This is a genomic window from Candidatus Pelagibacter communis (genome assembly GCF_001180185.1).
GTDB classification, from domain to species: Bacteria; Pseudomonadota; Alphaproteobacteria; order Pelagibacterales; family Pelagibacteraceae; genus Pelagibacter; species Pelagibacter ubique_F.
On record NZ_CVSS01000024.1, the window covers coordinates 1 to 23,311 of the forward strand.

The following is a 23,311-nucleotide window of genomic DNA, read 5'->3' on the forward strand; positions in this document are numbered from 1 at the left end:
GAACCAGGATATGAATACAAAGAAAACTTTAGAACCTTAAGTAATGCGGCATTATCTGGTGGAGTTACATCAGTAGTTACGATGCCAAATACTGATCCAATCATCGACAATGTATCTATAGTCGACTTTTTAAAAAGAAGAGGAAGAGATAAATCAAAAATAAATATTTTTCCATCTGCTTCTCTTACAAAAAATATAGAAGGTACAAACATGACAGAGTTTGGTCTTTTACAAGCAAAAGGAATAATTGCTTTCACTGATGGAATAAAAACAATTCAAAATCCTAGGTTAATGTCTAGGATAATGAACTCTGCAAAAGATTTAGGATGTTTGATAATGCAGCATGCTGAGGATTACGAGCTAGCAAAAAATGGTATGATAAATTCAGGGATTATCGCCTCTAAACTAGGGTTATCTGGTATACCTGAAATCGCAGAAAGAATTTTAATTGAGAGAGATCTAACACTATTAGAAAAAGTCAAATGTAGATATCATATATCTCAATTATCATCACAAAAATCAGTCGAGGTTATTAAATATAGAAAAGAAATTGTAAAATTTACCTCAGGAGTTTCAATTAACAATTTATCATTAAATGAAAATGATATTGGAGATTTTAGAACTTTCTTAAAACTATCTCCTCCTTTAAGAAGAGAGGAAGATAGATTGGCTTTAATTCAAGGATTGAAGGATGGTGTGATTGAAGTAATTGTTTCAGATCATAAACCTGAAGATGAAGAATCAAAAAGATTAACTTTTGCACAAGCTGCCACTGGTGCTTCAGGTATTGAGACACTATTATCTCTAAGTTTAGAATTATATCACAATGAATCCCTCAAGCTTGATACTATTGTTAAAGCTCTGACATCTAATCCAGCTAAAATATTAAAAATAAACAAAGGTAACCTATCAATAGGAAATGATGCTGATCTATGTATAGTTGATATTGATAAACCATGGATTGTAAAAAAAGAAAAATTAATCTCAAAATCAAAAAATACCTCAATAGAAGATAAAAAACTTCAAGGAAAAGTTACAAATACCTTTGTAAAAGGAAAAGAATTATTTAAGTTATAGAATGGACATTTTTATAATAGGTATAATTTCTTACCTTATGGGCGCTATACCATTTGGGTTTATATTAACAAAAATATTTTTAAAAAAGGATATAAGAGAAATTGGCTCAGGTAACATTGGGGCAACGAATACATTAAGAACTGGAAATAAGATTATAGGTTATTCAACATTAGTTTTAGATATTCTAAAAGCTGTAGCCCCAGTCATTTATGTAAAAATTTTTTATCAAGATTATATATATATTGCATCATTATGTGCATTCTTGGGACACGTATTTCCAATTTGGCTTAAGTTTAAAGGCGGAAAAGGTGTTGCTACTTATCTTGGAATTTTATTTGCTATTAATTTTTATTTTGGAGTCATTTTTATTATATCTTGGCTTGTTACATTTTCTATTTCAAAATTTTCCTCTCTATCATCAATAATTGGATCAGCTTCTTTACCGATATATTTATTAATTTTAACTCAATTTGATCATGTAATTTTTTTTACCATTATGTTTATCTTGATAATTTTTACCCATAGAGAAAATATTAAAAAATTGAAAAATAAAGAGGAAACTAAGACAAAAATTTATTAATTTGACTATCTAAGTGTTTTGGGTAGTTTGTAGTTTATGAATTTGGTCATTGTAGAAAGTCCTGCAAAAGCTAAAACTATTAACAAATACTTAGGTGATGATTATAAAGTTTTAGCAAGTTATGGTCATATAAGAGATTTGCCCTCTAAAAATGGTTCGGTTGATCCAGACCAAGATTTTAAAATGGAGTGGGAAGTTGACAGTTTTTCAAAAAAGTATCTTAAAGAAATTACTGATGCAGCAAAAGACTCATCTAAAATTATATTAGCTACTGACCCTGATCGTGAAGGTGAAGCAATCGCTTGGCACGTGAAGGAATATTTAAATGAAAAAAAACTTTTAAAAGATAAAGAAATTGAAAGAGTTGTATTCAATGAGATAACCAAAAAAGCTGTCATTCAGGGAATTGAAAATCCAAGGCAAATTGAACCTCATCTAGTTGATGCTTATATGGCTAGAAGAGCTTTAGATTACTTGGTTGGTTTTAATATTTCACCAATACTTTGGACAAAACTACCAGGCTCAAAATCTGCAGGAAGAGTTCAATCTGTTGCTTTAAAATTAATAACTGAGCGAGAACATGAGATTGAGTCTTTTAGACCTGAAGAATTTTGGACTTTAAGTATAAACTTTATAGACCAAGATAATCAAAAAATTATCGCGAGTATTAGTCTGTTAGACAATAATAAAATTGAAAAATTTTCATTCAGAAATAAAGATGAAATAAATAAATCAATAGAGAGTATAAATAAAAAAAAATTTAGTATTACAGAGATTTCAAGCAAAGTTGTTAATCGAAATCCATCTGGACCATTTACTACATCTACACTTCAACAAACCGCATCAAGTAGATTGGGTTTTGGTGCATCTAGAACAATGCAAATAGCACAAAAGCTTTATCAAGGTATAGAGATAGAGGGTGAAACAATTGGCTTGATTACTTATATGAGAACAGATGGAACTAATTTATCTAAAGATGCAGTGTCTGCTTTTAGAGATTATATCCAAAAAGAAATTGGTAACGAATACTTGCCTAAAGATGCTTTGAATTATTCTGGTAAAAAAGCTAAGAATGCTCAGGAAGCTCATGAAGCAATTAGACCTACAGATATAATTAGAACACCCGAAAGTGTTAAGAAATATTTGAGTACAGACCAAAATAAACTATATGATCTTATTTGGAGTAGAGCTTTATCTTCTCAAATGGAGTCTGCTAAGTTTGATAGAAACACAATTACAATTACTTCAGATAATAATGACACTATTTGTAAAGCAAGCGGATCAGTTCTCAAATTTGATGGATTTTTGAAAATTTATAATAATCAAAATAAAGATGAAGATGAGAATATTTTACCAGCTGTTTCCAAAGGGCCAATTAATATTGAAGCTTTATTAGACGAACAACACTACACTCAGCCACCACCTAGATATTCTGAGGCTAGTTTAGTTAAAAAACTAGAGGAATTAGGTATTGGAAGACCATCTACTTATGCAAGCATCATTTCTACTATTGCTAATAGAGGATATGCAGAAATTCTAAATAAAAGATTTTTTCCTACAGATAGAGGCAAATTAATTTCGGCCTTTTTAGAAAAATTATTTTCAAAATATGTGGATTATAATTTTACAGCAGGACTAGAGGATCAACTTGATGAAATAACTACTGGAAAAGAAAGTTGGATTAAAGTGTTAGAGCTTTTTTGGAAAGACTTTAATAATAATGTTTCAGAGGTAAAAGAAAAAAGGACTAGAGAAGTCTTAGATTTACTAAATGATAGCTTAGGTGAATTAATTTTTGATAAAGATAATGAGGGAAATGTTGTTAGACAGTGTCAATTATGCAGTTCAGGGACATTAAGTTTAAAAAACAGCTTCAGAGGTGGTGCTTTTATCGGATGCTCAAACTACCCTGAATGTAAGTTCACACGACCATTATCTAAAGCAAAAGCTGCAGCTCAAGCACAGTTAGCTGAGCCAAAATTAATAGGAAAGCATGAAAACGGAAATGATATTTATTTAAAAAATGGAAGATTTGGCCCCTATCTACAGTATGAAAAAATCCTTACAGAAATTGAACTCGAAAAAGCAGCAAAGAAAAAGAAAAAAACTAAAAAATCTAAATCAGATGTAAATGAACTTTTAAAAAATGTTTCGATTCCAAAAGGCTTAGATTTAGAAAATATTGATTTAGAAAAGGCTCAATTTTTATGTTCATTACCAAAATCTTTAGGTGTAAATCCAGATAATCAAAAAGAAATTACATTAAACACAGGCAGATTTGGTCCTTATTTAAAATGTGAAAATAAATCTGCAAGAATAGAAAATGTGGAAGACATATTTTCTATAGGTTTAAATAGAGCAATTACACTAATAGCAGAAGCTAAACCTGGTCGAATGTCTTCATCAATTATAAAAGATTTAGGGGAACATCCTGAAGATAAAAAGCCAGTAAGAGTTATGAAAGGTCAATTCGGGCCTTATATTAAATATAAATCACTTAATGCAACTATCCCTGAAGAAAAAGATCCAACCGAATTAACAATGGAAGAAGCTTTAATATTGATTGAGAAAAGAAAAGAATACGATAAAACTAAGAAATCAAAAAAAAGGAAATCAAAATGAGTTATGATGATAAAATTAAAGAACTTAAGATAATACTTCCAGAAGCTAAATCACCAGTAGGAAATTATGTTGCAACAAAGGTTGTTGGAAAAATGTTATTCGTATCTGGACAAATTTCTATTGATGAAAATGGTCAACTGATTAAAGGAAAAGTTGGAAAAGAATTGGATACCGAGGCAGGTTACAATGCCGCTAAGAGATGTGCATTAAGCATTATTGCTCAAGTTAAAAAAGCATGTGACAATGATTTATCAAAAGTTAGATCGTGTTTAAAATTGACTGGTTTTGTAAATTCTACAGATGAATTTACTGACCAACCAAAAATAATTAATGGCGCTTCAGACTTAATAGCTGCAGTGTTTGGAGACTCTGGTATGCATACTAGAGCTGCTGTAAGTACTAATAGTTTACCGTTAGGGGTTTCAGTAGAGGTAGATGCAATTTTCGAGTTAAATTAGATTTTATTGACCAACACTAAAATATTTAAATCCTTGATCTTTAATTTTTGTTGAAGAATATATATTTCTCATATCGTAAATAATAAATTTTTTACTTTTTACTAAATTTTTAAAATTAATTGACTTAAAATCATTCCATTCAGTATGAATGATAACGAGATCTGACCCCTGTATAGCTTCTTTAATTGATGACTTACAAATAACATTTTTTAATTTTGAAAATTCGTTCTTATATCCAGTTGGATCAAAATACTTAATTATTGCCCCTTTTTTTGACAAGTAAGGTATCATTTTAAGACTTGATGAGTCTCTCATATCATCAGTGTTTGCTTTAAATGTAACTCCTAAAAAAGTTATTTTTTTATTTCTTATTTTTTTATTTAAAATTTGATTTACTCTATCGAGTAAAATTTTAGATCTATTTTCGTTCGATTTAATTACAGACTTAATTACTGATAGATTGGTTTTAAACTTATCAGCAGTTGAAATAATAGCTTTAGTATCTTTTGGAAAACAAGATCCACCATAAGCAGGCCCTGCTCTTAGAAATCGACTACCTATTCTTTTATCAAGTCCCATGCCAATAGATATATCTTCAACATTAATGCCGGTTTTTTCACATAAATTAGCTATTTCATTTATAAAAGTTATCTTAGTTGCCAAAAAAGCGTTAGAGGCATATTTTATCAATTCTGCTGCTCTTCTAGATGTTTGTAAAAAAGAAGCTCCCTTTGAAATAAGTGGACTATAGAGATTTTTTAAAATTCTTCCTGATCTCTTATCATTTGTACCAATTACTACTCTATCAGGATATATAAAATCTCTTATTGCTTCTCCTTCTCTCAAAAACTCAGGGTTAGAGACAACTGAAAAATTTTTTTTATTATTTCTTTTAGATAGAATTTTTTCAATTTCATCACCTGTGGTTACTGGTACAGTAGATTTTGTTATAATAATTTTAAATTTATTAATTGAAGAAGATATTTCCTTAGAAACATTATAAATCTGACTCAAATCTGCAGAACCTCCACCTTTTTTAGTTGGTGTCCCAACACAAATAAAAATAATATCTGACTCTTTAACTGATTTTTTTAAATTAGTAGAAAAAGTTAATCTTTTATTCTTATAATTTTTAATTACTAATTCTGAAAGACCTGGTTCATATATTGGTATTTTACCTTTTTTTAGTAAATCTATTTTATTTATGTTATTATCAACACAAATTACTTCGTTTCCTAAATCAGCAAAACATACTCCGCTTACTAAACCTACATAACCAGTACCTATCATACATAATTTCATGATTTAGCTATTTCCAAAGTTGATTTAATGTAACCGTTCATACTCCCACAATCTAAATATCTTCCAGAAAAAGTGTGAGCCACAAACTTATTGTTTTCTTGAATCAATGATTGAATAGCGTCGGTAATGTGAATTTCACCACCTTTACCAGGTTTTTGTTTAGATAATTTAGAAAATATTTTCTTAGGCAAAATATATCTACCAATAACTGCTTTATTTGATGGGGCGCTAGCAATAGACGGTTTTTCAATCACATCTTTAATTAAATAATTCTTTTTATCTAACATCTTGCTTAATTTAAAAATTCCCCACCTTGAAACAGTTTTTTTATTCACATTCATACTAGCCATAACAGAAGATTTATAACGTTTGTGAATATTAATCATAGATTTAGAGCAGTTTTTTTTGATTATCAAATCATCTGGTAATAACATTAAAAAAAACTTATCTCTTATAAATTTTTTTGTTTTTAAAACAGCATCACCTGTGCCAAGAGGTTTATTTTGGTATACAAATTTAATCATTTTTTTATATCTTAAAATTTTTTTATACTCTTTAATTATTCTAGGATCTTTTTTTTTCTTTATAATTTTTTTATAAAAACTATCGTTGTAAAAATAATTTTTAATCATTTGTTTTTTTTTTGAAATAATAAATACAACTTCTTTAATACCAGCCTCAATACATTCATCTAAAATATATTCTATTCCGGGTTTGCCATTTATTGGAAGAAGTTCTTTAGCAAAAACACTGGTTAGTGGTAAAAGTCGAGTGCCCAACCCTGCTAAAGGAATAATTGCTTGTTTAATCATTTAAATGTTTTACTTATTAAAATACTATATACAAATGAAAGTTTTATTAAGAAATAGTGATTTAAATGAGGCATTATCAGGTTTCTCTAATGTAGGTTTTGTACCTACTATGGGAAGCCTTCACAAGGGACATATTTCCCTAATAAAAAAATCACTTAATTACTGTAATAAAACTGTTGTAAGTATATTTATTAATCCCACACAATTTAACAATAAAACTGATTATAAAAAATACCCAAGAAATTTAAAAAAAGATTTAAAGATTCTAAAAAAATTAAAAGTAAATTTTGTCTATACACCTATAAAAAATGAAGTTTATAGATCAAAAAACAAAATTAAAATTCACCTATCAAAAAAAGACAAAATACTTTGTGCTAAATATAGAAAGGGCCATTTTGAAGGAGTTATTGATGTAATGTGTCGTTTAACAAACATAGTAAAACCAGAAAAAATATTTATGGGAGAAAAAGATTTCCAACAATTAATTTTGGTTAAAAAATATATTGAAAATAACTTTAAATCAAAAGTAATTCTATGCAAAACAATTAGAGATAAAAACAAGTTAGCTTTATCCTCAAGAAATTTACTTTTAAAAAAAGGTGATCAAATTAAAGCAGGAAAAATAGCTAAAGCTTTAATTTCTTTTAAAAAAAAATTTTTTAAAAGAAAGATCACAAAAAAATTAATCTTTACAAAAAAAAATGAATTAGAAAAATTATACGGTGTTAATATAGAATATCTCGAATTAAGAAATAAAAAAAATTTAAAATTAAGTAATAGAATTAATCATTCTAAAATATTTTTAGGGTATTATTTAAAGAATATTAGATTAATTGATAATTTTTAAAACCTATAAAAAATAAGCACCTACTCCTAAAAAAGATACAAAACCAATTACATCAGTAATTGTGGTTACGAAAACACTTGATGCAATCGCAGGATCAATATTCATCTTTTTTAATGTAACAGGTACTACTATGCCAAATAATCCGGCAACTACCATTGTTAAAATCATTGAGATAGAAATTATAAGTGAAAGTTGATAGTCTTGAAACCAAATTTGAACTATTAAAGAACTTATAATTGCAAAAATAATTCCATTTAAAATACCGATGTTAAATTCTTTAAGTATATTTTGATTAAAATTATTTTTAGTTAAATCATTTGTTGCAAGTGTTCTAACAGTAACAGCTAAAGTTTGCATCCCAGCATTTCCACCCATTGATGCAACAATCGGCATCAAAAAAGCTAGAACAACCATTTGCTCAATTGTAGCTCCAAACAAACTTATACAATAAGTTGCAAGGAAGGCTGTAAATAAATTTAATAGTAACCAATTAAATCTTCTTTTTGTTTTTGTGATTACGCCATCTGTAATTTCTTCGTCACCAACACCTGCAAGTCTTAAACCATCTTCTTCAGCTTCCTCTTTTAAAACGGTAAGAACATCATCAGAAGTAATCATGCCTACTAATTTATTATTTTTGTCAACAACACAGGCGGAATTCAAATTATAATTTTCAAAAGAATTTCCCACCTCCTCTCTATCCATATCTACAGGAATTAAGAAAATCGAGTCATCCATTATTGAAGACATTTTAGTTTCTCTGGAGGTTCTAAGAACTTTTGAAGAAGGAACAGCTCCAATAGGTTTAAAATTTTCATCTACAATATAAATTTCTAAAAACTGTTCTGGTAAATCTTTATTTTCTCTTAAGTAGTCAATTGTTTGACCTACTGACCAATTGCTAGGAATAGCCGTAAATTCCCTTTGCATAATTCTTGCAGCACTTTCTTCAGGATAACTAAGACCTTCTAGAAGAGCAAAGCGATCTTTTGGTGGTAATAAACTTAAAATTGAATTTTTATCTTTTTCCTCAACATTCTCTAGAATTGCTATTGCATCATCAGAATCGAGATTTTTTAATATTCTTACAATTGCGTCTGATGATAAATATTGGATAATTTCTGTTTGAACTGACTCATTCAGCTCAACAAATACTTCTGGGTCTACATTAAAATTATTTAGTTTAATTAAATTTTCTCTATCATTTTGACCTAAATGTTCTATGATATCTGCAGCATCAGCTGGGTGCATCTCTTTAAAAGAATTTGTAATAAATTGGGCATCGTTATCAGATATTTTATCTGTAACAACTTTTATATATTCTTTATTGAATTCAAAATTGACTTTTTTATCTTTTATTTTTTTAATTAAAGTCATAAATTTACCTATTATTCTGTCGGATCTTTTAATACATAATAAAAAGAATACAATTTATAAATGAGTATAGAAATTAAAAAGTCACAAAAACCAGTAAAATATGAAGATGCATTAAAATTCATGGAAAAACGATTACTGGAAATTGATCAAAATAAATCTAATGATTTAATCTGGACGCTGGAGCATGAGGAAATCTATACAGCTGGAAAAACTTATAAAGAAAATGAAGTTTTAGATAAATCTATTAAGATTTTAAAAACTAATAGAGGAGGAAAAATTACCTATCATGGGCCAGGACAATTAATTTGTTATTTTGTAATCGATCTTAAAAAGGGTAAAAAGGATATTAGAAAATTTATATCAAATATTGAAAAAACAATTATTGAGACCCTTAAATATTATCAAATAGATTCATTTCCAGATAAAGATAATATTGGAGTCTGGTATAATGATAATTCAAAGATAAAAAAAATTGCTGCAATAGGTGTAAGAGTTAGCAAGTGGATTGCTTATCATGGATTTTCGATAAATATAAATAATAATTTAGAAAAATATAATGCAATAATACCTTGTGGAATAAAAGACAAGGGAGTTATTAACTTAAAAAATATTAATGATCAAAATTATAAAGATATAGAGAATGTATTAATTAAAAATTTTATTTCGAATTTACAAAACTAAGTCTTTTTACCTTCAATAAATTTTTAAAATAATTAGGTAGTAGAGCTTTATAAGTATATTTTTTTTTATCAATCATAAATCTTATTTGATACGAATGTAGCATTAGTTCTTTATTTATACCTTTTGTTGATGAAGATGATCGATATTTTTTATCTCCATAAATAGAATGTCCAATATTAAATAATTGTTTTCTTAATTGATGTTTTCTTCCTGTGATAGGTTTCATTTCCACTAAACTTGAATTAGAATTTTTATCTAAAACTTTAAAAATTGTTTTTGCTTTTTCAATAATTTTTTTACCATTATCATATCTTATTAACTCATCAATCCATTCACCAGAATTTTTTTCTAATTCTCCATTACATATCGCCAAATAAGTTTTGTGAACTTTTCTTAATCTAAATAAAGAAGTTAGTAATTGTGCTGTTTCTCTGTTTTTTGCCATTATGAAAACTCCAGATGTATCTTTATCCAATCTATGAACTGAGAAAGGTTTAGAGCCTTGAAAAATTTTACTTTTAGTAAATATATCAATTAAATTTTTTCTTGATTTTGTGCCTCCTTGCACTGAAATACCTGCGCTTTTATTTAGAACTATAAAATTTTCATTATTATCAATAATCAAATCCTCATTTGACTTTATTATTTCAGTTGATGGATTAAATTTTTTCTTTTCTTGAACTAATTTTTCTTTAAAATTAAAATTAAAAATATCAATTTTGTCATTTGTTTTAACTTTAAATGAACTTTTTACTTTTTTTTTGTTGATTTTGATCTTTCCTGATCTTAAAGATTTTTCAATTAAACTTTGAGGTATATTGCCAATTTTATTTCTTAACCATCTATCTAAACGCATTTTATCATACGTTGAGTCAACGATATAACTTTTAATCATTGCAATTAATTTACAATTTAAGCTGTAACTGCTTTTTTCTCTTCTTTTTTATTTTCTTCTTTAGCAACGTCTTTTTTCTTTTTATCGACTCTTTTTGCTGCAACATCTCTATCTACAAATTCAATTATAGCCATTGGTGCGTTATCACCGTATCTAAATCCAGCTTTTATTATTCTAGTATAACCACCTGATCTTTTTTCATATCTTTTAGACAAAGTTTTTTTTACTTTATTAGCTGACTTTATATCTTGTAATTGTGAAACTAACATTTTTGTATTATGTAATGTGTTTTTTTTACCTAATGTTATAAGTTTATCAGCTTGCGGTTTTAAAAATTTTGCTTTAGGTAAAGTTGTTTTTATTTGTTCGTACTTTACTAATGAATTAAGCATATTCTTTAATAAAGCTTTCCTATGCTCTGAAGTTCTGTTTAGTTTTTTGTTTGCAAACCCATGTCTCATTAGATAGCTTCCTCCAATTTTTTAGACATTTCTGCTATATTTTCAGGAGGCCAATTTGGAATTTCCATTCCTAGGTATAAAGACATACCTGTTAAAACCTCTTTAATCTCATTAAGGGATTTTCTTCCAAAATTTGGAGTCCTTAACATTTCTCCCTCAGATTTTTGAACAAGATCACCAATATAAATTATATTATCATTTTTTAGGCAATTCATTGATCTTACAGATAATTCTAGTTCATCAACTTTTCTTAATAAATTTTTATTAAATTCTGGTTCAGTTGAAACTTCTTTGACTGGAGTTTCAACAGGTTCATCAAAGTTGATAAACATCTTTAATTGATCTTGAAAAATTCTTGCAGAGTAAGCAACAGCATCCTCTGCTGAAATAGAGCCGTTTGTTTCAACTTCCATTATTAATTTATCGTAATCTAAAGCTTTTCCCTCTCTTGCAGTACTTACAGAGTAAGAAACTTTTTTAACTGGGCTGTATAATGAGTCTATCGCAATTAGACCTAATGGTGGTTCCTCAGGTTTATTTAATTCAGCTGGAACATAACCTTTGCCAGTATTTACATTCATTTCCATATGAAAATTAGTATTTTCATCCAGATTACAAATTACTAAGTCAGGATTTAATATTTCCACATCTGTCACTGGTGTAATATCAGAAGCTTTAATTTCTCCAGGCCCTTTTGCGTCTAATACTAATTTCTTTGTTCCTTCCGCAGAACATTTTAATGCTAAAGATTTTACATTAAGCACAATATCAGTAACATCTTCTCTCACACCTTTAATTGATGTAAATTCATGCAAAACTCCATCAATTTGAATTGACGTTACAGCTGCACCTCTAATTGAAGATAGTAAAATTCTTCTTAAAGAATTACCTAAAGTTAAACCATAACCTTTTTCTAATGGTTCAGCTATAATTTTTGCATGAGTAAGATCATCACTAATTTTTACGTCAAGTTTTGCTGGTTTAATTAATGATTTCCAATTTTTTACATTCACATTTTCAGTTTCCATTAAACTCTCCTTTTTTTTGGTGGCCTTGTACCATTATGGGGCATTGGTGTAGTATCTTTTATTGATAAAATCTTAAATCCTCTTGCTTGTAATGCTCGCAGTGCTGTTTCTCTACCAGATCCTGGACCTTTTACCTCAACAGATAAAGTTTTCATTCCAAAATCTAAAGCTTTAGAGGCTGCAGCATCGGCCGCTATTTGAGCTGCATAAGGAGTCGATTTTCTAGAACCCTTAAATCCTTTTTGACCAGCAGAAGCCCATGAAATTACGTTTCCGTTTGTATCTGCAATTGAAATTATTGTATTATTAAAAGTAGATTGAACGTAAGCTATTCCATTAAGAATATTTTTCTTTATTTTTTTCTTTTTTGAATAACTACTTTTAATAACTTTTTTATTTGATTTTTCTATTTTTTGATCCTTATTTTCAGCTTTATCTGTTTTAACCATTATTATTTCTTTGTAGGTGTTAATTTTTTACCAGCAATTGCTATAGCTTTACCTTTTCTTGTTCTGGCATTACATCTAGTTCTTTGTCCTCTTACTGGTAATTTTTTTCTATGTCGTGAGCCTCTATAACAAGCTAGATCAATTAATCTTTTTATACTAAGTGAATAATCTCTTCTTAAATCACCTTCAACTTTAAAGTTTTGATCAATATATTCTCTTATTTTCAAAATTTCTTCATCAGTTAATTGATTTACTCTTTTTTCTCTTGGTATATCCAAAGATGAACAAATTTGTTGTGAAAATTTATCTCCTATACCATATATATAAGTCAAGCCTATGTGAACAAGCTTATTCTGTGGGATATTAATACCTGCAATACGAGCCATAAATTTCGTGATAATTTGAGCCTTTTATATAAGAAGATCTTTCAAAGTCAATGTCTTATACATTTAGAAAAGTGTCTATTTTACTAGTTATTTGATCAATTTCCAAGCTTCCGTCTATTTCTTTAAAATTAGAGTTTTTTGAATAGAAATCTAGGACAGGTTTGGTTGTTTCCATGTATGTTTCATATCTTTTAAGAATTGTATCTAAATTATCATCTGATCTGTTTTCTAAAATTTTTCTTTTTTTAATTCTTTCAATAATCACATCTTTATTAACATTTAGGAAAAAAATAAGATCTATTTTTTGATTTGACTCATCTAATAATAAATCTAAACTTTTAGCCTGACTTAATGTCCTAGGGTACCCGTCAAAAATTATGTTACCTTTTTTTAATGGATCAAATATATAATTTTTGATCAATTCGTTAACAATGTGATCACTTACAAATTTTCCATCATTCATATCATTAATAATTCTTTTTCCAATTTCAGTATCTTTTTTTATTTCATCTCTTAAAATATCTCCTGTAGATATCTGAAAACCATTAATTTTTTTTACTATATTTTTTGCCTGTGTACCTTTACCAGCACCAGGAGGACCAAATAGAATAATATTCACTAAAACTATCTTCCAAATTTTGTTTTCTTAATTAATTGCTCATATTGAGCGCTCATCAGTCTTGTTTGAATTTGAGTAACCGTATCTATTGCAACTACAACCACGATTAAAATTGATGCGCCACCTAAATAAAAAGGAATTGGATAATTTGCTATTAAAAATTCTGGCATTAAACAAACTAACGTTAAATATAATGCTCCAATAGTTGTTAACCTTGTTAGAATCGTATCTATATAAATAGCTGTGCTTTCACCAGGTCGAATACCAGGAATAAAACCACCATATTTTCTCAAATTGTCTGCGGTCTCAGTGGGATTAAATGTAATTGAAGTATAAAAAAATGTAAAAAATATTATTCCTGAGGCATATAACAACATATAAAGAGGCTGTCCTTGAGTAAAAAAAGAACTTAAATTTAAAAATGTTTCATTATCTGAGAAATTAAAGTTAGAAAAAGTTACTGGTAATAATAATAATGCAGAAGCAAAAATAGCAGGTATGACACCTGCCTGATTAATTTTCAAAGGAAGATGAGATGACTCACCACCATACATTTTATTACCCATTTGTCTTTTCGGATAATTTATTAAAATTTTTCTTAAAGCTCGTTCCATAAAAACAACAAATAATATAGTTAGTATTAATAAAATGAATAAAGCTAAAATCATCAAGGTCGATACAGCACCAGTTCTACCAAGTTCAAAAGTTGTAACTAAAGCTCTAGGTATTTCAGCAACTATACCTGCAAAAATTATCAAAGATATTCCATTTCCTATACCTCTTTGTGTTATTTGTTCTCCTAGCCACATCAAAAAGATAGTGCCTGCTACTATTGTTGTTACAGTTGAAATTTTAAAAAACATACCAGGATTAATAACTAGATTTGCAGATGACTCTAATCCAACTGCTAAGCCATATCCTTGAACAGTGGCTAATAAAACTGTACCGTATCTTGTTATCTGTGTAATTTTAGCTCTACCTGTTTCACCTTGTGATTTTAGATTTTTAAAATAATCAGAAACACCTGTTAAAAGTTGAACTACAATGGCTGAAGATATATATGGCATTATACCTAATGCAAAAATTGCCATTCTGCTAACTGCTCCTCCTGCAAATACATTAAACATTCCTAATAACCCTTTTTGATTACTATCCATCAAAGTTTTTAACTGTTCTGGGTCTATTCCTGGTAAAGGAACGAATGTTCCAAATCTATAGACAGCTAAAATACCTATAGTAAATAATATTCTATTTCGTAAATCATTTGAAGTGGAAGAGGCACTCATATTACTACGATCTATTTTTTTAGTTGAATTGAACCACCAATTTTTTCTAATTTCTCAACAGCAGATTTTGAGGCTAAGTTTGCTTGAATATTAACTTTGCTTTTAATTTCACCTGTGCCTAAAATTTTCAATTTAGTAGAATTTTTATTTATTATCTTCAGTTTTTTTAGTAAGTCGGAATTTAAAGTATCATTTAAGTTAATTTTCTTTTTATCTATAAAAGATTGTATTTTATCAAGATTTAATGTTGCAACTTGTTTCGTAGATATAGGATTAAATCCTCTTTTTGGTAATCTTCTATATAAAGGCATCTGTCCACCTTCAAAACTTTTAATTGCTACACCTGATCTTGATTTTTGACCCTTAACACCTCTTCCTGAAGTTTTACCTTTCCCAGATCCAATTCCTCTCCCTACTCTAATTTTAGATTTATTCATTTTTTCTCGATTATTTAAAAATGTAGTCATTAGCCTCTTTTTTCAATTATTTCTGAAATTTTTTTATTTCTTATTGTTGATATTTGTTTAGGTGAATTTTGTTTTTTTAAAGCTTTAATCGTAGCTCTTATCACATTATGTGCATTAGAAGTACCCATAGATTTAGCAACAATATCTTTTACACCTAGTACCTCGCATACAGCTCTCACAGGACCACCGGCTATAATTCCTGTTCCTTTATTTGCTGCTCTTAAAACTATTTTGCCTGATCCATCTTTAGCTTTAACATCGTGGTGGATAGTCCTACCTTCTCTTAATGGTATATGTATTAATTTTCTTCTCGCCATTTCATTAGCTTTTTTAATTGCATCTGGAACTTGTTTTGCTTTAGCGTGAGCAATACCAATTCTTCCAGCTTGATTTCCAACAACAACTAGTGCGGAAAATCCAAATCTTCTACCACCTTTAACAACTTTAGTTATCCTGTTTATGTGAACTAATTTTTCCAAAATATCGTCGGTTTTTTTATCTTTATTATCCATTATTAAAAATCCATTCCATTTTTACGCAAAGTTTCAGCAAAAATCTTTACACGACCATGATACTTATAAATACCACGATCAAAAAATATTTTAGTTATATTTTTTTCTTGTGCTTTTTTGGCTAATTTTTCAGCAACTATTTTAGATAGTTCAGTTTTATTAACTTTTGCACCTGATTTTACATCTTTTTCTACTGATGATGCAGATAATAAGGTCATATTTTTAGAGTCATCAATTATTTGAGCTGATATATTCTTTGCAGATCTAGATATACAGAGTCTAAATCTTTCCTTGGGAGCAGATTTTTTAACTTTGTTGCTAACTCTAAAACGTTTTCTAATACTTGTTGATAATTTCATTATTTTTTCTTTCCCTCTTTTTTAAGTACATATTGACCTTTTTCTCTAATTCCTTTTCCTTTATAGGGTTCAATTTTTCGTAGAGTTTTGATTTTCGATGCAACAACGCCAACTAATTGTTTGTCTGAACCGGATATTTTCAAAGTCGTTTGTTTTTCTACCGAAATTTTTATACCTTCAGGAATATCAAAATTAATATCATGGCTATAACCTAATTGTAGATTTAATTGATTACCTTTTAAAGCAGCTCTATATCCAACTCCAACTAACTCTAAGATTTTTTCGTAACCTACGCTTGATCCTAAAACAGCATTATTTATCAAACTTCTGTTCATCCCCCAAAGGCGTTTGGTATTTTGATCAATTTTTTTTGGTTTGATTGATATTTCTTTTCCATCTTTAATCTCTAAATTAAAATTTTCTAAATCAATACCTAAAGATTTTTTTCCAAGTGGACCTTCAATATTCAAAATATTTCCAGCTAAAGCTACTTTAACTTTTTCTGGAATAGCAATGTTTATTTTTCCAATTTTAGACATGATTAAAATACCTTACAAATTATTTCTCCACCTATTTTTTGCTTTCTTGCATCCATATCTGTCATTACACCTTTTGGAGTTGACACAATTGCAATCCCTAAACCATTATTAATTTTTGGCAAGCTATCTGCACTTGAGAAAATCCTTCTACCTGGTTTTGAAACTCTTTCAAAATTACTAATAACTGGATTCCCAGAATGATATTTTAATTCTAAAGATAAAATAGGTTTTTTTTCATCTCCCTCAACTTTAACATCTTTTATGAATCCTTCATTTTTCAGTATATTCGCAATTTTATTTTTAAAATTTGAAGACGGTAACTCTACTTTTTTATGATTTCTTGATTGAGCATTTTTAATTCTTGCTATCATATCTCCAATTGGATCACTTAAACTCATATATTCCTTTCTACCAGCTTGATTTAATTAAACCTGGTATCTTTCCTTGCAAGCCTAGCTGTCTTAATGCAATTCTAGATATCTTTAATTTTCTATAAACCCCATGAGGTCTTCCTGTAATTTGGCATCTATTCATAACTCTACTCTTTGCTGAATTTCTAGGTAATTTTGATAACTTTTGTTGAGCTTTAAATCTTTCCTCTAAGGAAAGTTTTTTATTCATAACAATCTTTTTTAATTTTTTTCTTTTATCAAAAAATTTATCTGAAAGTTTTATTCTTCTATTATTTTTATTAATTGAGCTTAATTTAGCCATTGTTAATTTTCTCCTTTCTTAATAAATGGAAAGTTAAGTTTTTCTAATAACGCAAAACTATGATCTTTATTTTTTGTTGAAATTGCTATTATTATATCCAGACCTCTGACTTTATCAGCCCTATCGAAACTAACTTCCGGAAAGATGATATGTTCTTTAATTCCAAAAGTATAATTACCAAATTTATCAAAACCATTCGGAGATAATCCTCTAAAGTCTTTTATTCTTGGTAGGGCAATGTTTACTAATCTATCTAAAAATTCGTACATTTTATTTTTTCGCAAAGTTACTTTTAGGCCGGCATTTGTTCCTTTTCTAGTTTTAAAATTTGCAACAGACTTTTTGAATTTAGTTACAACAGGTTTTTGACCTGTTATTTTAGCCATATCCTCTTCGCAAGATTTTAAAATTTTTGCATCGTTTCCATCTAACCCTAATCCCATATTTAACACTATCTTCTCAATTTTTGGACTCATGTATAAATTCTTAAAACCAAATTGATCTTTTAAAGCTGGTTGAATTTCTTTTAAAAATAATTCTTTAAGCCTTGGTGTCATCATTTTTTAGCCTCAACTTTTTTTTCTTTTTTTTTATCATCAACTAATCTTAAATTAGATAAATGGATGAAATTTTCTTTTGAAATTATTCCACCTTTTTTTTCTTTCGTAGTTTTCACATGTTTCTTAACCATATTAATTTCTTTAATTTTGGCCCTATTACCAGCTCTATCAATTTCTATAACTTCACCTTCCTTTTTTTTATCTTTACCTGCTAACACTTTAACTTTTAAACCCTTTTTGATCATTAAAGTACCTCCGGTGCTAATGATATAATTTTCATTTGACCTCTGTTTCTTAATTCTCTAGTTACTGGACCAAAAATTCTTGTGCCCACAGGCTCACCCTTATCATCAACTAGAACAGCTGCATTATTATCAAATTTTACTTTTGAACCGTCATCTCTATGAATTCCTTTTTTGACTCTTACTACAACTGCTTTATGAACAGATCCTTTTTTTACCTTACCTTTAGGAATTGCTTCTTTTACAGCAATCACAATAGTATCTCCAATACTAGCATAGCGTCTTTTTGAGCCTCCTAATACTTTTATGCATTCTATTCTTTTAGCTCCAGTATTATCAGCAACAAGTAATTCTGTTTGAACCTGTATCATTATTTAGTGTTCTCCATAACTTGAAATTTCTTATTTTTTGAAAATGGTTTACTTTCAATTATAGAAACTTTATCACCATTTTTATATTTATTATTTTCATCATGAGCATTATATTTTTTTCTAACCTTAATTACTTTTTTTAATAATGGGTGTGAGAATTTTCTTTCAACCATTACTGTTATTGTTTTATTAGGTTTATCACTAACAACAATTCCTGTTAAAATTTTTTTAGGCATTAATTTTTTCCTTTAAAATAGTTTTTAATCTAGCTATTGTTTTTTTTGTTTCACTAATTTTTGCGGGGTTTGTTATCTGTGAATTTATTTTTTGAAACCTAAAATTAAATAAATCTTTTTTAAATTTATCAATATTTTTAAGTATTTCATCCTTAGATAATTTTTTTATTTCTTGTTTTTTCATTACGCAAATCTCTTAATTGTTTTTGTTTTAATAGGTAATTTAGCCGATGCTTTATATAAAGCCTCTTTGGCAATTTGTTCAGAAACACCATCAACTTCAAATAAAATTCTACCAGGTTTAACTCTACAAGCGTAATATTCTGGTGAACCTTTACCTTTACCCATACGAACTTCAATAGGTTTTTTTGAAACTGGAATATTTGGAAAAACTCTTGTCCAAACTCTACCTTGTCTTTTCATATGTCTTGTTAAAGCAACTCTTGCAGCCTCGATTTGTTTTCCAGTTACTCTTTCTGGCGACATTGCTTTTAATGCGTAAGCCCCATAATTAATAAAATTTGCTCTTGAGGCATTACCATGTATTCTACCCTTGTGAGCTTTTCTCCATTTTGTTCTAACTGGTTGTAACATTTTACTCTTTAGCCTCTTTATTAGTTGTTTTATTAGTTTCTTGGCTAAATTCTTTAGCAAAAACTTCACCTTTATAAATCCAGACTTTAATACCTATAATTCCATAAGTAGTTAATGCTTCAGCTTCAGCGTAATCAATATCAGCTCGCAATGTGTGAGAAGGGATACTTCCATCTCTTAACCATTCTGTTCTTGCAATTTCATTTCCACCTAATCTACCACTACATGAAACCTTTATTCCTTTTGCACCTAATCTGATACAGGACTGCATTGCTCTTTTCATTGCTCTTCTGTAAGAAATTCTTTTTACCAATTGTTGAGCAATATTTTCTGCAACTAAGTAAGCATTAGTCTCAGGTTTTTTTACTTCCTTTATATTCAAAGTAACATCATTTTTTGTAAATTTTGATAAATTATTTTTAATCTTATCAATATCACTTCCCTTTTTACCAATTACAAAGCCTGGTCTAGATGTATATATAGTGACATAGCATTTATTTGATGTTCGTTCGATCATTACTTTTGATACTCCAGAATTGATTACATTTTTTTTGATATATTCTCTGATTTTAAAATCTTCAATTAAATAATTTCCAAAATCTTTTTTCTTAGCATACCATACTGAATCCCAACCTCGATTCACTCCTAATCTAAAACCAACTGGATTAACTTTTTGACCCATGACTCTCCATCTTTCTATTTTCTGATAAAATTATTGTAACACTAGAATAAGGTTTTAAAATTGGCGCAGCTCTACCTTTTGCTCTTGGTCTAAATCTTTTCATTATAATTTTTTTTCCACAATAAGCTTCTTTGACTATTAAATTATCTATGTCATATTGAAAATTATTTTCTGCATTAGCTATTGCTGAACTTATTGTTTTTCTAATATCTCTAGTAATTCTTTTTTCAGAAAATTGTAGATCTCTTATGGCAACATCTACTTTTTTTCCAACAATGCCTCTTAAAATTGGATTAAGTTTTCTTACACTAGATCTAATATTATTATTAATAGACTTAACTAATTTATCTTTTCCAGTAATTGTTTTCTTTTTTTTACTCATAATTTATTTTTTATTTGTTTCCTCAGTAGGTTTTGCTTTTTTATCAGCTGGTGTATGACCAAAAAATGATCTTGTTGGTGCAAACTCACCCATTTTATGGCCAACCATATCTTCAGAAATTGTAATTGGAATAAACTTTTTTCCATTATAAATCAAAAAACTTACACCAACAAAATCTGGAATTATTGTAGATTTTCTTGACCACGTTTTTATTGGAATTTTTTTTGGATCAGTTTTGTATTTATCAACTTTTTTCATTAAGCTTTCTTCAACAAATGGTCCTTTCCATACTGCTCTAGCCATTTACTAATCCTTTCTTTTCTTTCTTCTTCGAACTATAAATTTATCAGTTCGTTTGTTATCTCTAGTTTTTAAACCTTTAGCTGATTGACCCGTCGGTGATACAGGATGTCTTCCTCCTGCAGTTTTTCCTTCTCCACCACCATGAGGATGATCTACAGGGTTTTTTACTACCCCTCTAGTATGTGGTCTTCTGCCTAACCATCTTGATCTTCCAGCTTTTCCAATTTTGATATTTTTTTGGTCAGGATTACTTAGTACCCCAATAGTAGCTAATGATCTTGAATCTATTTTTCTAACTTCCCCTGAAGAAAGTTTTATTAAGCTATAATTTCCATCTAAGCCACTAATAGTGACTGATGTGCCAGCTGATCTAGCCAATTTACCGCCAGCACCTGGTTGAATTTCGACGTTGTGTATGTCTATACCTACAGGAATATCTTGGAGTGGCATACAGTTGCCTATTTTAATTTCTTTCTTGGATCCATTTTCTATAACGTCACCAATCTTAATTTTTTGAGGCGCTAAATAATATGCAAAAGTATTATCCTCGAATTTTACTAACATTATGTAACAAGATCTGTTTGGATCATATTCAATTCTCTCTACTGAAGCAGGCATATCAAATTTTTTTCTATAAAAATCAACATGTCTGTACATTTTTTTATGACCACCAGCTCTATTAATAGAGGTTATATGACCATTATTGTTTCTTCCTTTAGAGGAATTTTTAGGTGAAACCAAAGATTTAAACGGTTTACCTTTCCACAAACCAGTTCTATCAACTAAGATTGTCCCTCTTGTAGATTTAGTATATGGTTTAAATGTTTTTAACGCCATTTAATTAAACTCCAGTAGTTAGATCAATACTTTGACCTTTTTTTAATGTTATAATTGCTTTTTTAAATCCAGAAACTTTTACTTTTTTACCTCTAGTTAATTTAACTCTGTTTCGTTTATTTATAATGTTTATCTTTGTTACATTTACCTTAAAAATTTTTTCTATGTTTGTTTTTAAATTCTTTTTACTTGAACTTGCTGGAACTTTAAAAACTATTTTGTTTAGTTCTGATAAATTAGTTGTTTTTTCAGTTACTAGTGGAGATAAAATTTTGTCATATAAATGAAATTTGCCCATTATTGGTACCTCTTCTCTAATTCTTTAATAGAGCTTTCTGTAAATACTACTTTTTTAAATTTTACTATATCGTAAGCGCTAAAATGATTTACATCAGTAACTTTTATATTTGGGATATTTCTAACTGATTTTTCAATTTTCTCTTTAGAATTTTTATCAAGAATAATTAATGAATTTGTAATTTCAAATTTTTTTATAATTGAAAACATTTTTTTTGTTTTTTTGATCTCTGTGATAAAATCACTGAATACAAGTAAATTACTATTTTCTTTTTTTTCTGTTATTAATGATGCTACACTTAATTTTTTTTCACTTTTGTTAAGTTTTCTTTTTTTATATGCTAACTCTCCTTTTGGCCCGTGCGCAATACCTCCACCTACAAATATTGGAGCCTTTCTACTTGCATGTCTTGCGCCGCCGGTTCCTTTTTGCGCATATATTTTTGATGTTGGTCCTGAAACTTCATTTTGTTGTTTAGTTTTAGCATGTCTACCTTTGTAATTTGCATTGGTTTTATATAATACATTATTTACAAGTTTTTTATTTATCTTAGCCGAAAATATTTTGTCCAAAACTTCAATAGACCCTTTTTTTCCATCTAAATTTAATTTATCTAGTTTCATTATTTTTTCTTCTTTTCAGGAGTTTTTTTTGCCTCTTCAGCTATTTTTATTTTTTCTTTAATTGTCAATTTATTAATATTTTTCACAGATTTCTTAACCATAACCTCAGTATTTTTTGAACCCGGTATTGAACCTTTAAGATAAAGTAACTCATTCTCTAAATCTGCTTTGATAATTTCAATATTTTGCATAGTTCTTAATTTGTCACCCATGTGACCAGCCATTTTTTTTCCTTTAAAAACCTTACCAGGATCTTGTCTTTGACCTGTTGACCCGTGTGATCTGTGTGAAATAGATACTCCGTGCGTAGCTCTAAGCCCACCAAAATTATGTCTTTTCATGGCTCCTGCAAAGCCTTTACCAATAGTTTTTGATCTAGTATCTACAAATTTTATGTCTTTAAAAATTTCTATTCCAAATTCGTTGCCTTCTTTGAAATTGTCAATATTTTCTACCCTAAATTCTTTAAGTGTTTTTTTCGCTTCAGTATTTTTTTTTGCAAAATATCCCTTCATAGCCTTAGTAAGTTTAGAATTCTTAATTTTTCCAAAACCTAGTTGAACAGCCTGGTATCCTCTCTTATCTTTGTCGATTACATGTATAACTCTAGCTTTTTCCATTTTTAACACAGTTACTGGAATAAGTTGTCCAGTCTTATAGAACTCCCTAGTCATTCCAATTTTTTTTCCAATTAAAGCTATATCATTCATAT

At 28.6% G+C, this 23,311-nt stretch carries 35 protein-coding genes; 6 read left to right on the forward strand and 29 right to left on the reverse strand.

Annotated features, from left to right (window positions below):
* From pyrC to AMN95_RS01935, 4 genes are all read left to right on the forward strand, one after another.
* A partial coding sequence (pyrC, locus tag AMN95_RS01920; protein WP_075522318.1) for a dihydroorotase occupies window positions 1-1,077 on the forward strand: 1,077 nt, incomplete at its 5' end.
* A 1-nt stretch (window position 1,078) separates the two neighbouring features.
* Complete coding sequence (gene plsY / locus AMN95_RS01925) at window positions 1,079-1,657, forward strand: glycerol-3-phosphate 1-O-acyltransferase PlsY (RefSeq protein WP_075522319.1); 579 nt, start codon at window positions 1,079-1,081, stop codon at window positions 1,655-1,657.
* 36 nt (window positions 1,658-1,693) lie between these two features.
* The gene (gene topA / locus AMN95_RS01930) at window positions 1,694-4,279 is read left to right on the forward strand and encodes a type I DNA topoisomerase (RefSeq protein ID WP_075522320.1); all 2,586 of its coding nucleotides are present in this window, start codon (window positions 1,694-1,696) and stop codon (window positions 4,277-4,279) included.
* Complete coding sequence (locus AMN95_RS01935; RefSeq protein ID WP_075522321.1) at window positions 4,276-4,737, forward strand: RidA family protein; 462 nt, start codon at window positions 4,276-4,278, stop codon at window positions 4,735-4,737. The genes topA and AMN95_RS01935 overlap by 4 nt, the downstream gene beginning before the upstream one ends.
* A 3-nt stretch (window positions 4,738-4,740) precedes the next feature.
* Here the strand turns inward: AMN95_RS01935 and AMN95_RS01940 are convergent, their stop codons facing one another.
* Entirely contained in the window at window positions 4,741-6,039 is a 1,299-nt protein-coding gene (locus AMN95_RS01940; protein ID WP_075522322.1) for a UDP-glucose dehydrogenase family protein, read from the reverse strand.
* Entirely contained in the window at window positions 6,036-6,851 is an 816-nt protein-coding gene (locus AMN95_RS01945; RefSeq protein ID WP_075522323.1) for a sugar phosphate nucleotidyltransferase, read from the reverse strand. The genes AMN95_RS01940 and AMN95_RS01945 overlap by 4 nt, the downstream gene beginning before the upstream one ends.
* 4 nt (window positions 6,852-6,855) lie before the next feature.
* On the opposite strand from AMN95_RS01945, the gene panC reads away from it, so the two are divergent.
* Entirely contained in the window at window positions 6,856-7,698 is an 843-nt protein-coding gene (gene panC / locus AMN95_RS01950) for a pantoate--beta-alanine ligase (protein ID WP_075522324.1), read from the forward strand.
* Window positions 7,699-7,701: 3 nt separating this feature from the next.
* Here panC and mgtE read toward each other — a convergent pair whose 3' ends face one another.
* A complete protein-coding gene (gene mgtE / locus AMN95_RS01955; protein ID WP_075522325.1) occupies window positions 7,702-9,075 on the reverse strand; it encodes a magnesium transporter in 1,374 nt (457 codons plus the stop codon).
* Window positions 9,076-9,135: 60 nt separating this feature from the next.
* Between mgtE and lipB the strand changes: the two genes are divergently transcribed.
* Complete coding sequence (gene lipB, locus AMN95_RS01960; RefSeq protein ID WP_075522326.1) at window positions 9,136-9,756, forward strand: lipoyl(octanoyl) transferase LipB; 621 nt, start codon at window positions 9,136-9,138, stop codon at window positions 9,754-9,756.
* On the opposite strand, the gene AMN95_RS01965 is transcribed toward lipB, so the two are convergent.
* From AMN95_RS01965 to rplC, 26 genes are read right to left on the reverse strand one after another with little or no spacing between them, the layout of a single operon-like run.
* On the reverse strand, window positions 9,734-10,651 hold the full coding sequence (locus tag AMN95_RS01965; protein WP_075522327.1) for an RluA family pseudouridine synthase: 918 nt from the start codon (window positions 10,649-10,651) through the stop codon (window positions 9,734-9,736). The two genes, lipB and AMN95_RS01965, sit on opposite strands and share 23 nt — an antisense overlap.
* 17 nt (window positions 10,652-10,668) lie before the next feature.
* Window positions 10,669-11,112: a 50S ribosomal protein L17 gene (rplQ, locus tag AMN95_RS01970; protein WP_075522328.1), complete on the reverse strand. Its 444-nt coding sequence runs from the start codon at window positions 11,110-11,112 to the stop codon at window positions 10,669-10,671.
* Window positions 11,112-12,140 (reverse strand): DNA-directed RNA polymerase subunit alpha, encoded by a 1,029-nt coding sequence (locus AMN95_RS01975; protein ID WP_075522329.1) that lies wholly within the window; start codon window positions 12,138-12,140, stop codon window positions 11,112-11,114. Before AMN95_RS01975 ends, rplQ begins: the two co-directional genes overlap by 1 nt.
* On the reverse strand, window positions 12,140-12,589 hold the full coding sequence (gene rpsK, locus AMN95_RS01980; RefSeq protein WP_075522330.1) for a 30S ribosomal protein S11: 450 nt from the start codon (window positions 12,587-12,589) through the stop codon (window positions 12,140-12,142). Before rpsK ends, AMN95_RS01975 begins: the two co-directional genes overlap by 1 nt.
* A gap of 2 nt (window positions 12,590-12,591) precedes the next feature.
* The gene (gene rpsM, locus AMN95_RS01985) at window positions 12,592-12,975 is read right to left on the reverse strand and encodes a 30S ribosomal protein S13 (protein ID WP_075522331.1); all 384 of its coding nucleotides are present in this window, start codon (window positions 12,973-12,975) and stop codon (window positions 12,592-12,594) included.
* Between the two features lie 55 nt (window positions 12,976-13,030).
* The gene (locus AMN95_RS01990; RefSeq protein WP_075522332.1) at window positions 13,031-13,594 is read right to left on the reverse strand and encodes an adenylate kinase; all 564 of its coding nucleotides are present in this window, start codon (window positions 13,592-13,594) and stop codon (window positions 13,031-13,033) included.
* Window positions 13,595-13,599: 5 nt separating this feature from the next.
* On the reverse strand, window positions 13,600-14,880 hold the full coding sequence (gene secY / locus AMN95_RS01995; protein ID WP_075522333.1) for a preprotein translocase subunit SecY: 1,281 nt from the start codon (window positions 14,878-14,880) through the stop codon (window positions 13,600-13,602).
* 11 nt (window positions 14,881-14,891) lie between these two features.
* On the reverse strand, window positions 14,892-15,347 hold the full coding sequence (rplO, locus tag AMN95_RS02000) for a 50S ribosomal protein L15 (RefSeq protein WP_075522334.1): 456 nt from the start codon (window positions 15,345-15,347) through the stop codon (window positions 14,892-14,894).
* A complete protein-coding gene (gene rpsE, locus AMN95_RS02005; RefSeq protein WP_075522335.1) occupies window positions 15,347-15,859 on the reverse strand; it encodes a 30S ribosomal protein S5 in 513 nt (170 codons plus the stop codon). The genes rplO and rpsE overlap by 1 nt, the downstream gene beginning before the upstream one ends.
* A 2-nt stretch (window positions 15,860-15,861) precedes the next feature.
* Window positions 15,862-16,218, reverse strand: coding sequence for a 50S ribosomal protein L18 (rplR, locus tag AMN95_RS02010; protein WP_075522336.1), 357 nt, complete (start codon window positions 16,216-16,218; stop codon window positions 15,862-15,864).
* Window positions 16,218-16,757: a 50S ribosomal protein L6 gene (gene rplF, locus AMN95_RS02015; protein WP_075522337.1), complete on the reverse strand. Its 540-nt coding sequence runs from the start codon at window positions 16,755-16,757 to the stop codon at window positions 16,218-16,220. The genes rplR and rplF overlap by 1 nt, the downstream gene beginning before the upstream one ends.
* 2 nt (window positions 16,758-16,759) lie before the next feature.
* Complete coding sequence (rpsH, locus tag AMN95_RS02020; protein WP_075522338.1) at window positions 16,760-17,155, reverse strand: 30S ribosomal protein S8; 396 nt, start codon at window positions 17,153-17,155, stop codon at window positions 16,760-16,762.
* Between the two features lie 10 nt (window positions 17,156-17,165).
* Window positions 17,166-17,471: a 30S ribosomal protein S14 gene (rpsN, locus tag AMN95_RS02025; RefSeq protein ID WP_075522339.1), complete on the reverse strand. Its 306-nt coding sequence runs from the start codon at window positions 17,469-17,471 to the stop codon at window positions 17,166-17,168.
* Between the two features lie 2 nt (window positions 17,472-17,473).
* Window positions 17,474-18,028 carry a 50S ribosomal protein L5 gene (rplE, locus tag AMN95_RS02030; RefSeq protein WP_075522354.1) on the reverse strand — a complete coding sequence of 185 codons (555 nt, stop codon included), beginning with the start codon at window positions 18,026-18,028 and terminating at the stop codon, window positions 17,474-17,476.
* Entirely contained in the window at window positions 18,028-18,276 is a 249-nt protein-coding gene (gene rplX, locus AMN95_RS02035; RefSeq protein ID WP_075522340.1) for a 50S ribosomal protein L24, read from the reverse strand. The genes rplE and rplX overlap by 1 nt, the downstream gene beginning before the upstream one ends.
* Window positions 18,276-18,644, reverse strand: coding sequence for a 50S ribosomal protein L14 (gene rplN, locus AMN95_RS02040; RefSeq protein ID WP_075522341.1), 369 nt, complete (start codon window positions 18,642-18,644; stop codon window positions 18,276-18,278). Before rplN ends, rplX begins: the two co-directional genes overlap by 1 nt.
* On the reverse strand, window positions 18,644-18,880 hold the full coding sequence (rpsQ, locus tag AMN95_RS02045) for a 30S ribosomal protein S17 (protein ID WP_075522342.1): 237 nt from the start codon (window positions 18,878-18,880) through the stop codon (window positions 18,644-18,646). Before rpsQ ends, rplN begins: the two co-directional genes overlap by 1 nt.
* The gene (gene rpmC, locus AMN95_RS02050) at window positions 18,873-19,064 is read right to left on the reverse strand and encodes a 50S ribosomal protein L29 (RefSeq protein ID WP_075522343.1); all 192 of its coding nucleotides are present in this window, start codon (window positions 19,062-19,064) and stop codon (window positions 18,873-18,875) included. Before rpmC ends, rpsQ begins: the two co-directional genes overlap by 8 nt.
* The gene (gene rplP / locus AMN95_RS02055) at window positions 19,064-19,474 is read right to left on the reverse strand and encodes a 50S ribosomal protein L16 (protein ID WP_075501274.1); all 411 of its coding nucleotides are present in this window, start codon (window positions 19,472-19,474) and stop codon (window positions 19,064-19,066) included. Before rplP ends, rpmC begins: the two co-directional genes overlap by 1 nt.
* Window position 19,475: 1 nt before the next feature.
* Window positions 19,476-20,156, reverse strand: a complete 681-nt coding sequence (rpsC, locus tag AMN95_RS02060) for a 30S ribosomal protein S3 (protein WP_075522344.1) — start codon at window positions 20,154-20,156, stop codon at window positions 19,476-19,478.
* Entirely contained in the window at window positions 20,140-20,538 is a 399-nt protein-coding gene (gene rplV, locus AMN95_RS02065; RefSeq protein WP_075522345.1) for a 50S ribosomal protein L22, read from the reverse strand. Before rplV ends, rpsC begins: the two co-directional genes overlap by 17 nt.
* A gap of 3 nt (window positions 20,539-20,541) precedes the next feature.
* Window positions 20,542-20,841 carry a 30S ribosomal protein S19 gene (gene rpsS, locus AMN95_RS02070; protein ID WP_075522346.1) on the reverse strand — a complete coding sequence of 100 codons (300 nt, stop codon included), beginning with the start codon at window positions 20,839-20,841 and terminating at the stop codon, window positions 20,542-20,544.
* A 3-nt stretch (window positions 20,842-20,844) separates the two neighbouring features.
* Window positions 20,845-21,678, reverse strand: coding sequence for a 50S ribosomal protein L2 (gene rplB / locus AMN95_RS02075; RefSeq protein ID WP_075522347.1), 834 nt, complete (start codon window positions 21,676-21,678; stop codon window positions 20,845-20,847).
* Between the two features lie 4 nt (window positions 21,679-21,682).
* On the reverse strand, window positions 21,683-21,976 hold the full coding sequence (locus AMN95_RS02080; RefSeq protein WP_075522348.1) for an uL23 family ribosomal protein: 294 nt from the start codon (window positions 21,974-21,976) through the stop codon (window positions 21,683-21,685).
* On the reverse strand, window positions 21,976-22,599 hold the full coding sequence (rplD, locus tag AMN95_RS02085; RefSeq protein ID WP_075522349.1) for a 50S ribosomal protein L4: 624 nt from the start codon (window positions 22,597-22,599) through the stop codon (window positions 21,976-21,978). Before rplD ends, AMN95_RS02080 begins: the two co-directional genes overlap by 1 nt.
* Window positions 22,599-23,309 (reverse strand): 50S ribosomal protein L3, encoded by a 711-nt coding sequence (gene rplC, locus AMN95_RS02090; RefSeq protein ID WP_075522350.1) that lies wholly within the window; start codon window positions 23,307-23,309, stop codon window positions 22,599-22,601. The genes rplD and rplC overlap by 1 nt, the downstream gene beginning before the upstream one ends.
* Window positions 23,310-23,311: the final 2 nt, after the last annotated feature.

Coding starts and splice junctions, on each gene's coding strand:
- plsY (WP_075522319.1), top strand. CDS start 1,079: ATGGACATTTTTATAATAGGTATAATTTCTTACCTTATGGGCGCTATA.
- topA (WP_075522320.1), top strand. CDS start 1,694: ATGAATTTGGTCATTGTAGAAAGTCCTGCAAAAGCTAAAACTATTAAC.
- AMN95_RS01935 (WP_075522321.1), top strand. CDS start 4,276: ATGAGTTATGATGATAAAATTAAAGAACTTAAGATAATACTTCCAGAA.
- AMN95_RS01940 (WP_075522322.1), bottom strand. CDS start 6,039: ATGAAATTATGTATGATAGGTACTGGTTATGTAGGTTTAGTAAGCGGA.
- AMN95_RS01945 (WP_075522323.1), bottom strand. CDS start 6,851: ATGATTAAACAAGCAATTATTCCTTTAGCAGGGTTGGGCACTCGACTT.
- panC (WP_075522324.1), top strand. CDS start 6,856: ATGTTTTACTTATTAAAATACTATATACAAATGAAAGTTTTATTAAGA.
- mgtE (WP_075522325.1), bottom strand. CDS start 9,075: ATGACTTTAATTAAAAAAATAAAAGATAAAAAAGTCAATTTTGAATTC.
- lipB (WP_075522326.1), top strand. CDS start 9,136: ATGAGTATAGAAATTAAAAAGTCACAAAAACCAGTAAAATATGAAGAT.
- AMN95_RS01965 (WP_075522327.1), bottom strand. CDS start 10,651: ATGATTAAAAGTTATATCGTTGACTCAACGTATGATAAAATGCGTTTA.
- rplQ (WP_075522328.1), bottom strand. CDS start 11,112: ATGAGACATGGGTTTGCAAACAAAAAACTAAACAGAACTTCAGAGCAT.
- AMN95_RS01975 (WP_075522329.1), bottom strand. CDS start 12,140: ATGGAAACTGAAAATGTGAATGTAAAAAATTGGAAATCATTAATTAAA.
- rpsK (WP_075522330.1), bottom strand. CDS start 12,589: ATGGTTAAAACAGATAAAGCTGAAAATAAGGATCAAAAAATAGAAAAA.
- rpsM (WP_075522331.1), bottom strand. CDS start 12,975: ATGGCTCGTATTGCAGGTATTAATATCCCACAGAATAAGCTTGTTCAC.
- secY (WP_075522333.1), bottom strand. CDS start 14,880: ATGAGTGCCTCTTCCACTTCAAATGATTTACGAAATAGAATATTATTT.
- rplO (WP_075522334.1), bottom strand. CDS start 15,347: ATGACTACATTTTTAAATAATCGAGAAAAAATGAATAAATCTAAAATT.
- rpsE (WP_075522335.1), bottom strand. CDS start 15,859: ATGGATAATAAAGATAAAAAAACCGACGATATTTTGGAAAAATTAGTT.
- rplR (WP_075522336.1), bottom strand. CDS start 16,218: ATGAAATTATCAACAAGTATTAGAAAACGTTTTAGAGTTAGCAACAAA.
- rplF (WP_075522337.1), bottom strand. CDS start 16,757: ATGTCTAAAATTGGAAAAATAAACATTGCTATTCCAGAAAAAGTTAAA.
- rpsH (WP_075522338.1), bottom strand. CDS start 17,155: ATGAGTTTAAGTGATCCAATTGGAGATATGATAGCAAGAATTAAAAAT.
- rpsN (WP_075522339.1), bottom strand. CDS start 17,471: ATGGCTAAATTAAGCTCAATTAATAAAAATAATAGAAGAATAAAACTT.
- rplE (WP_075522354.1), bottom strand. CDS start 18,028: ATGACACCAAGGCTTAAAGAATTATTTTTAAAAGAAATTCAACCAGCT.
- rplX (WP_075522340.1), bottom strand. CDS start 18,276: ATGATCAAAAAGGGTTTAAAAGTTAAAGTGTTAGCAGGTAAAGATAAA.
- rplN (WP_075522341.1), bottom strand. CDS start 18,644: ATGATACAGGTTCAAACAGAATTACTTGTTGCTGATAATACTGGAGCT.
- rpsQ (WP_075522342.1), bottom strand. CDS start 18,880: ATGCCTAAAAAAATTTTAACAGGAATTGTTGTTAGTGATAAACCTAAT.
- rpmC (WP_075522343.1), bottom strand. CDS start 19,064: ATGAAAAAACAAGAAATAAAAAAATTATCTAAGGATGAAATACTTAAA.
- rplP (WP_075501274.1), bottom strand. CDS start 19,474: ATGTTACAACCAGTTAGAACAAAATGGAGAAAAGCTCACAAGGGTAGA.
- rpsC (WP_075522344.1), bottom strand. CDS start 20,156: ATGGGTCAAAAAGTTAATCCAGTTGGTTTTAGATTAGGAGTGAATCGA.
- rplV (WP_075522345.1), bottom strand. CDS start 20,538: ATGAGTAAAAAAAAGAAAACAATTACTGGAAAAGATAAATTAGTTAAG.
- rpsS (WP_075522346.1), bottom strand. CDS start 20,841: ATGGCTAGAGCAGTATGGAAAGGACCATTTGTTGAAGAAAGCTTAATG.
- rplB (WP_075522347.1), bottom strand. CDS start 21,678: ATGGCGTTAAAAACATTTAAACCATATACTAAATCTACAAGAGGGACA.
- AMN95_RS02080 (WP_075522348.1), bottom strand. CDS start 21,976: ATGGGCAAATTTCATTTATATGACAAAATTTTATCTCCACTAGTAACT.
- rplD (WP_075522349.1), bottom strand. CDS start 22,599: ATGAAACTAGATAAATTAAATTTAGATGGAAAAAAAGGGTCTATTGAA.
- rplC (WP_075522350.1), bottom strand. CDS start 23,309: ATGAATGATATAGCTTTAATTGGAAAAAAAATTGGAATGACTAGGGAG.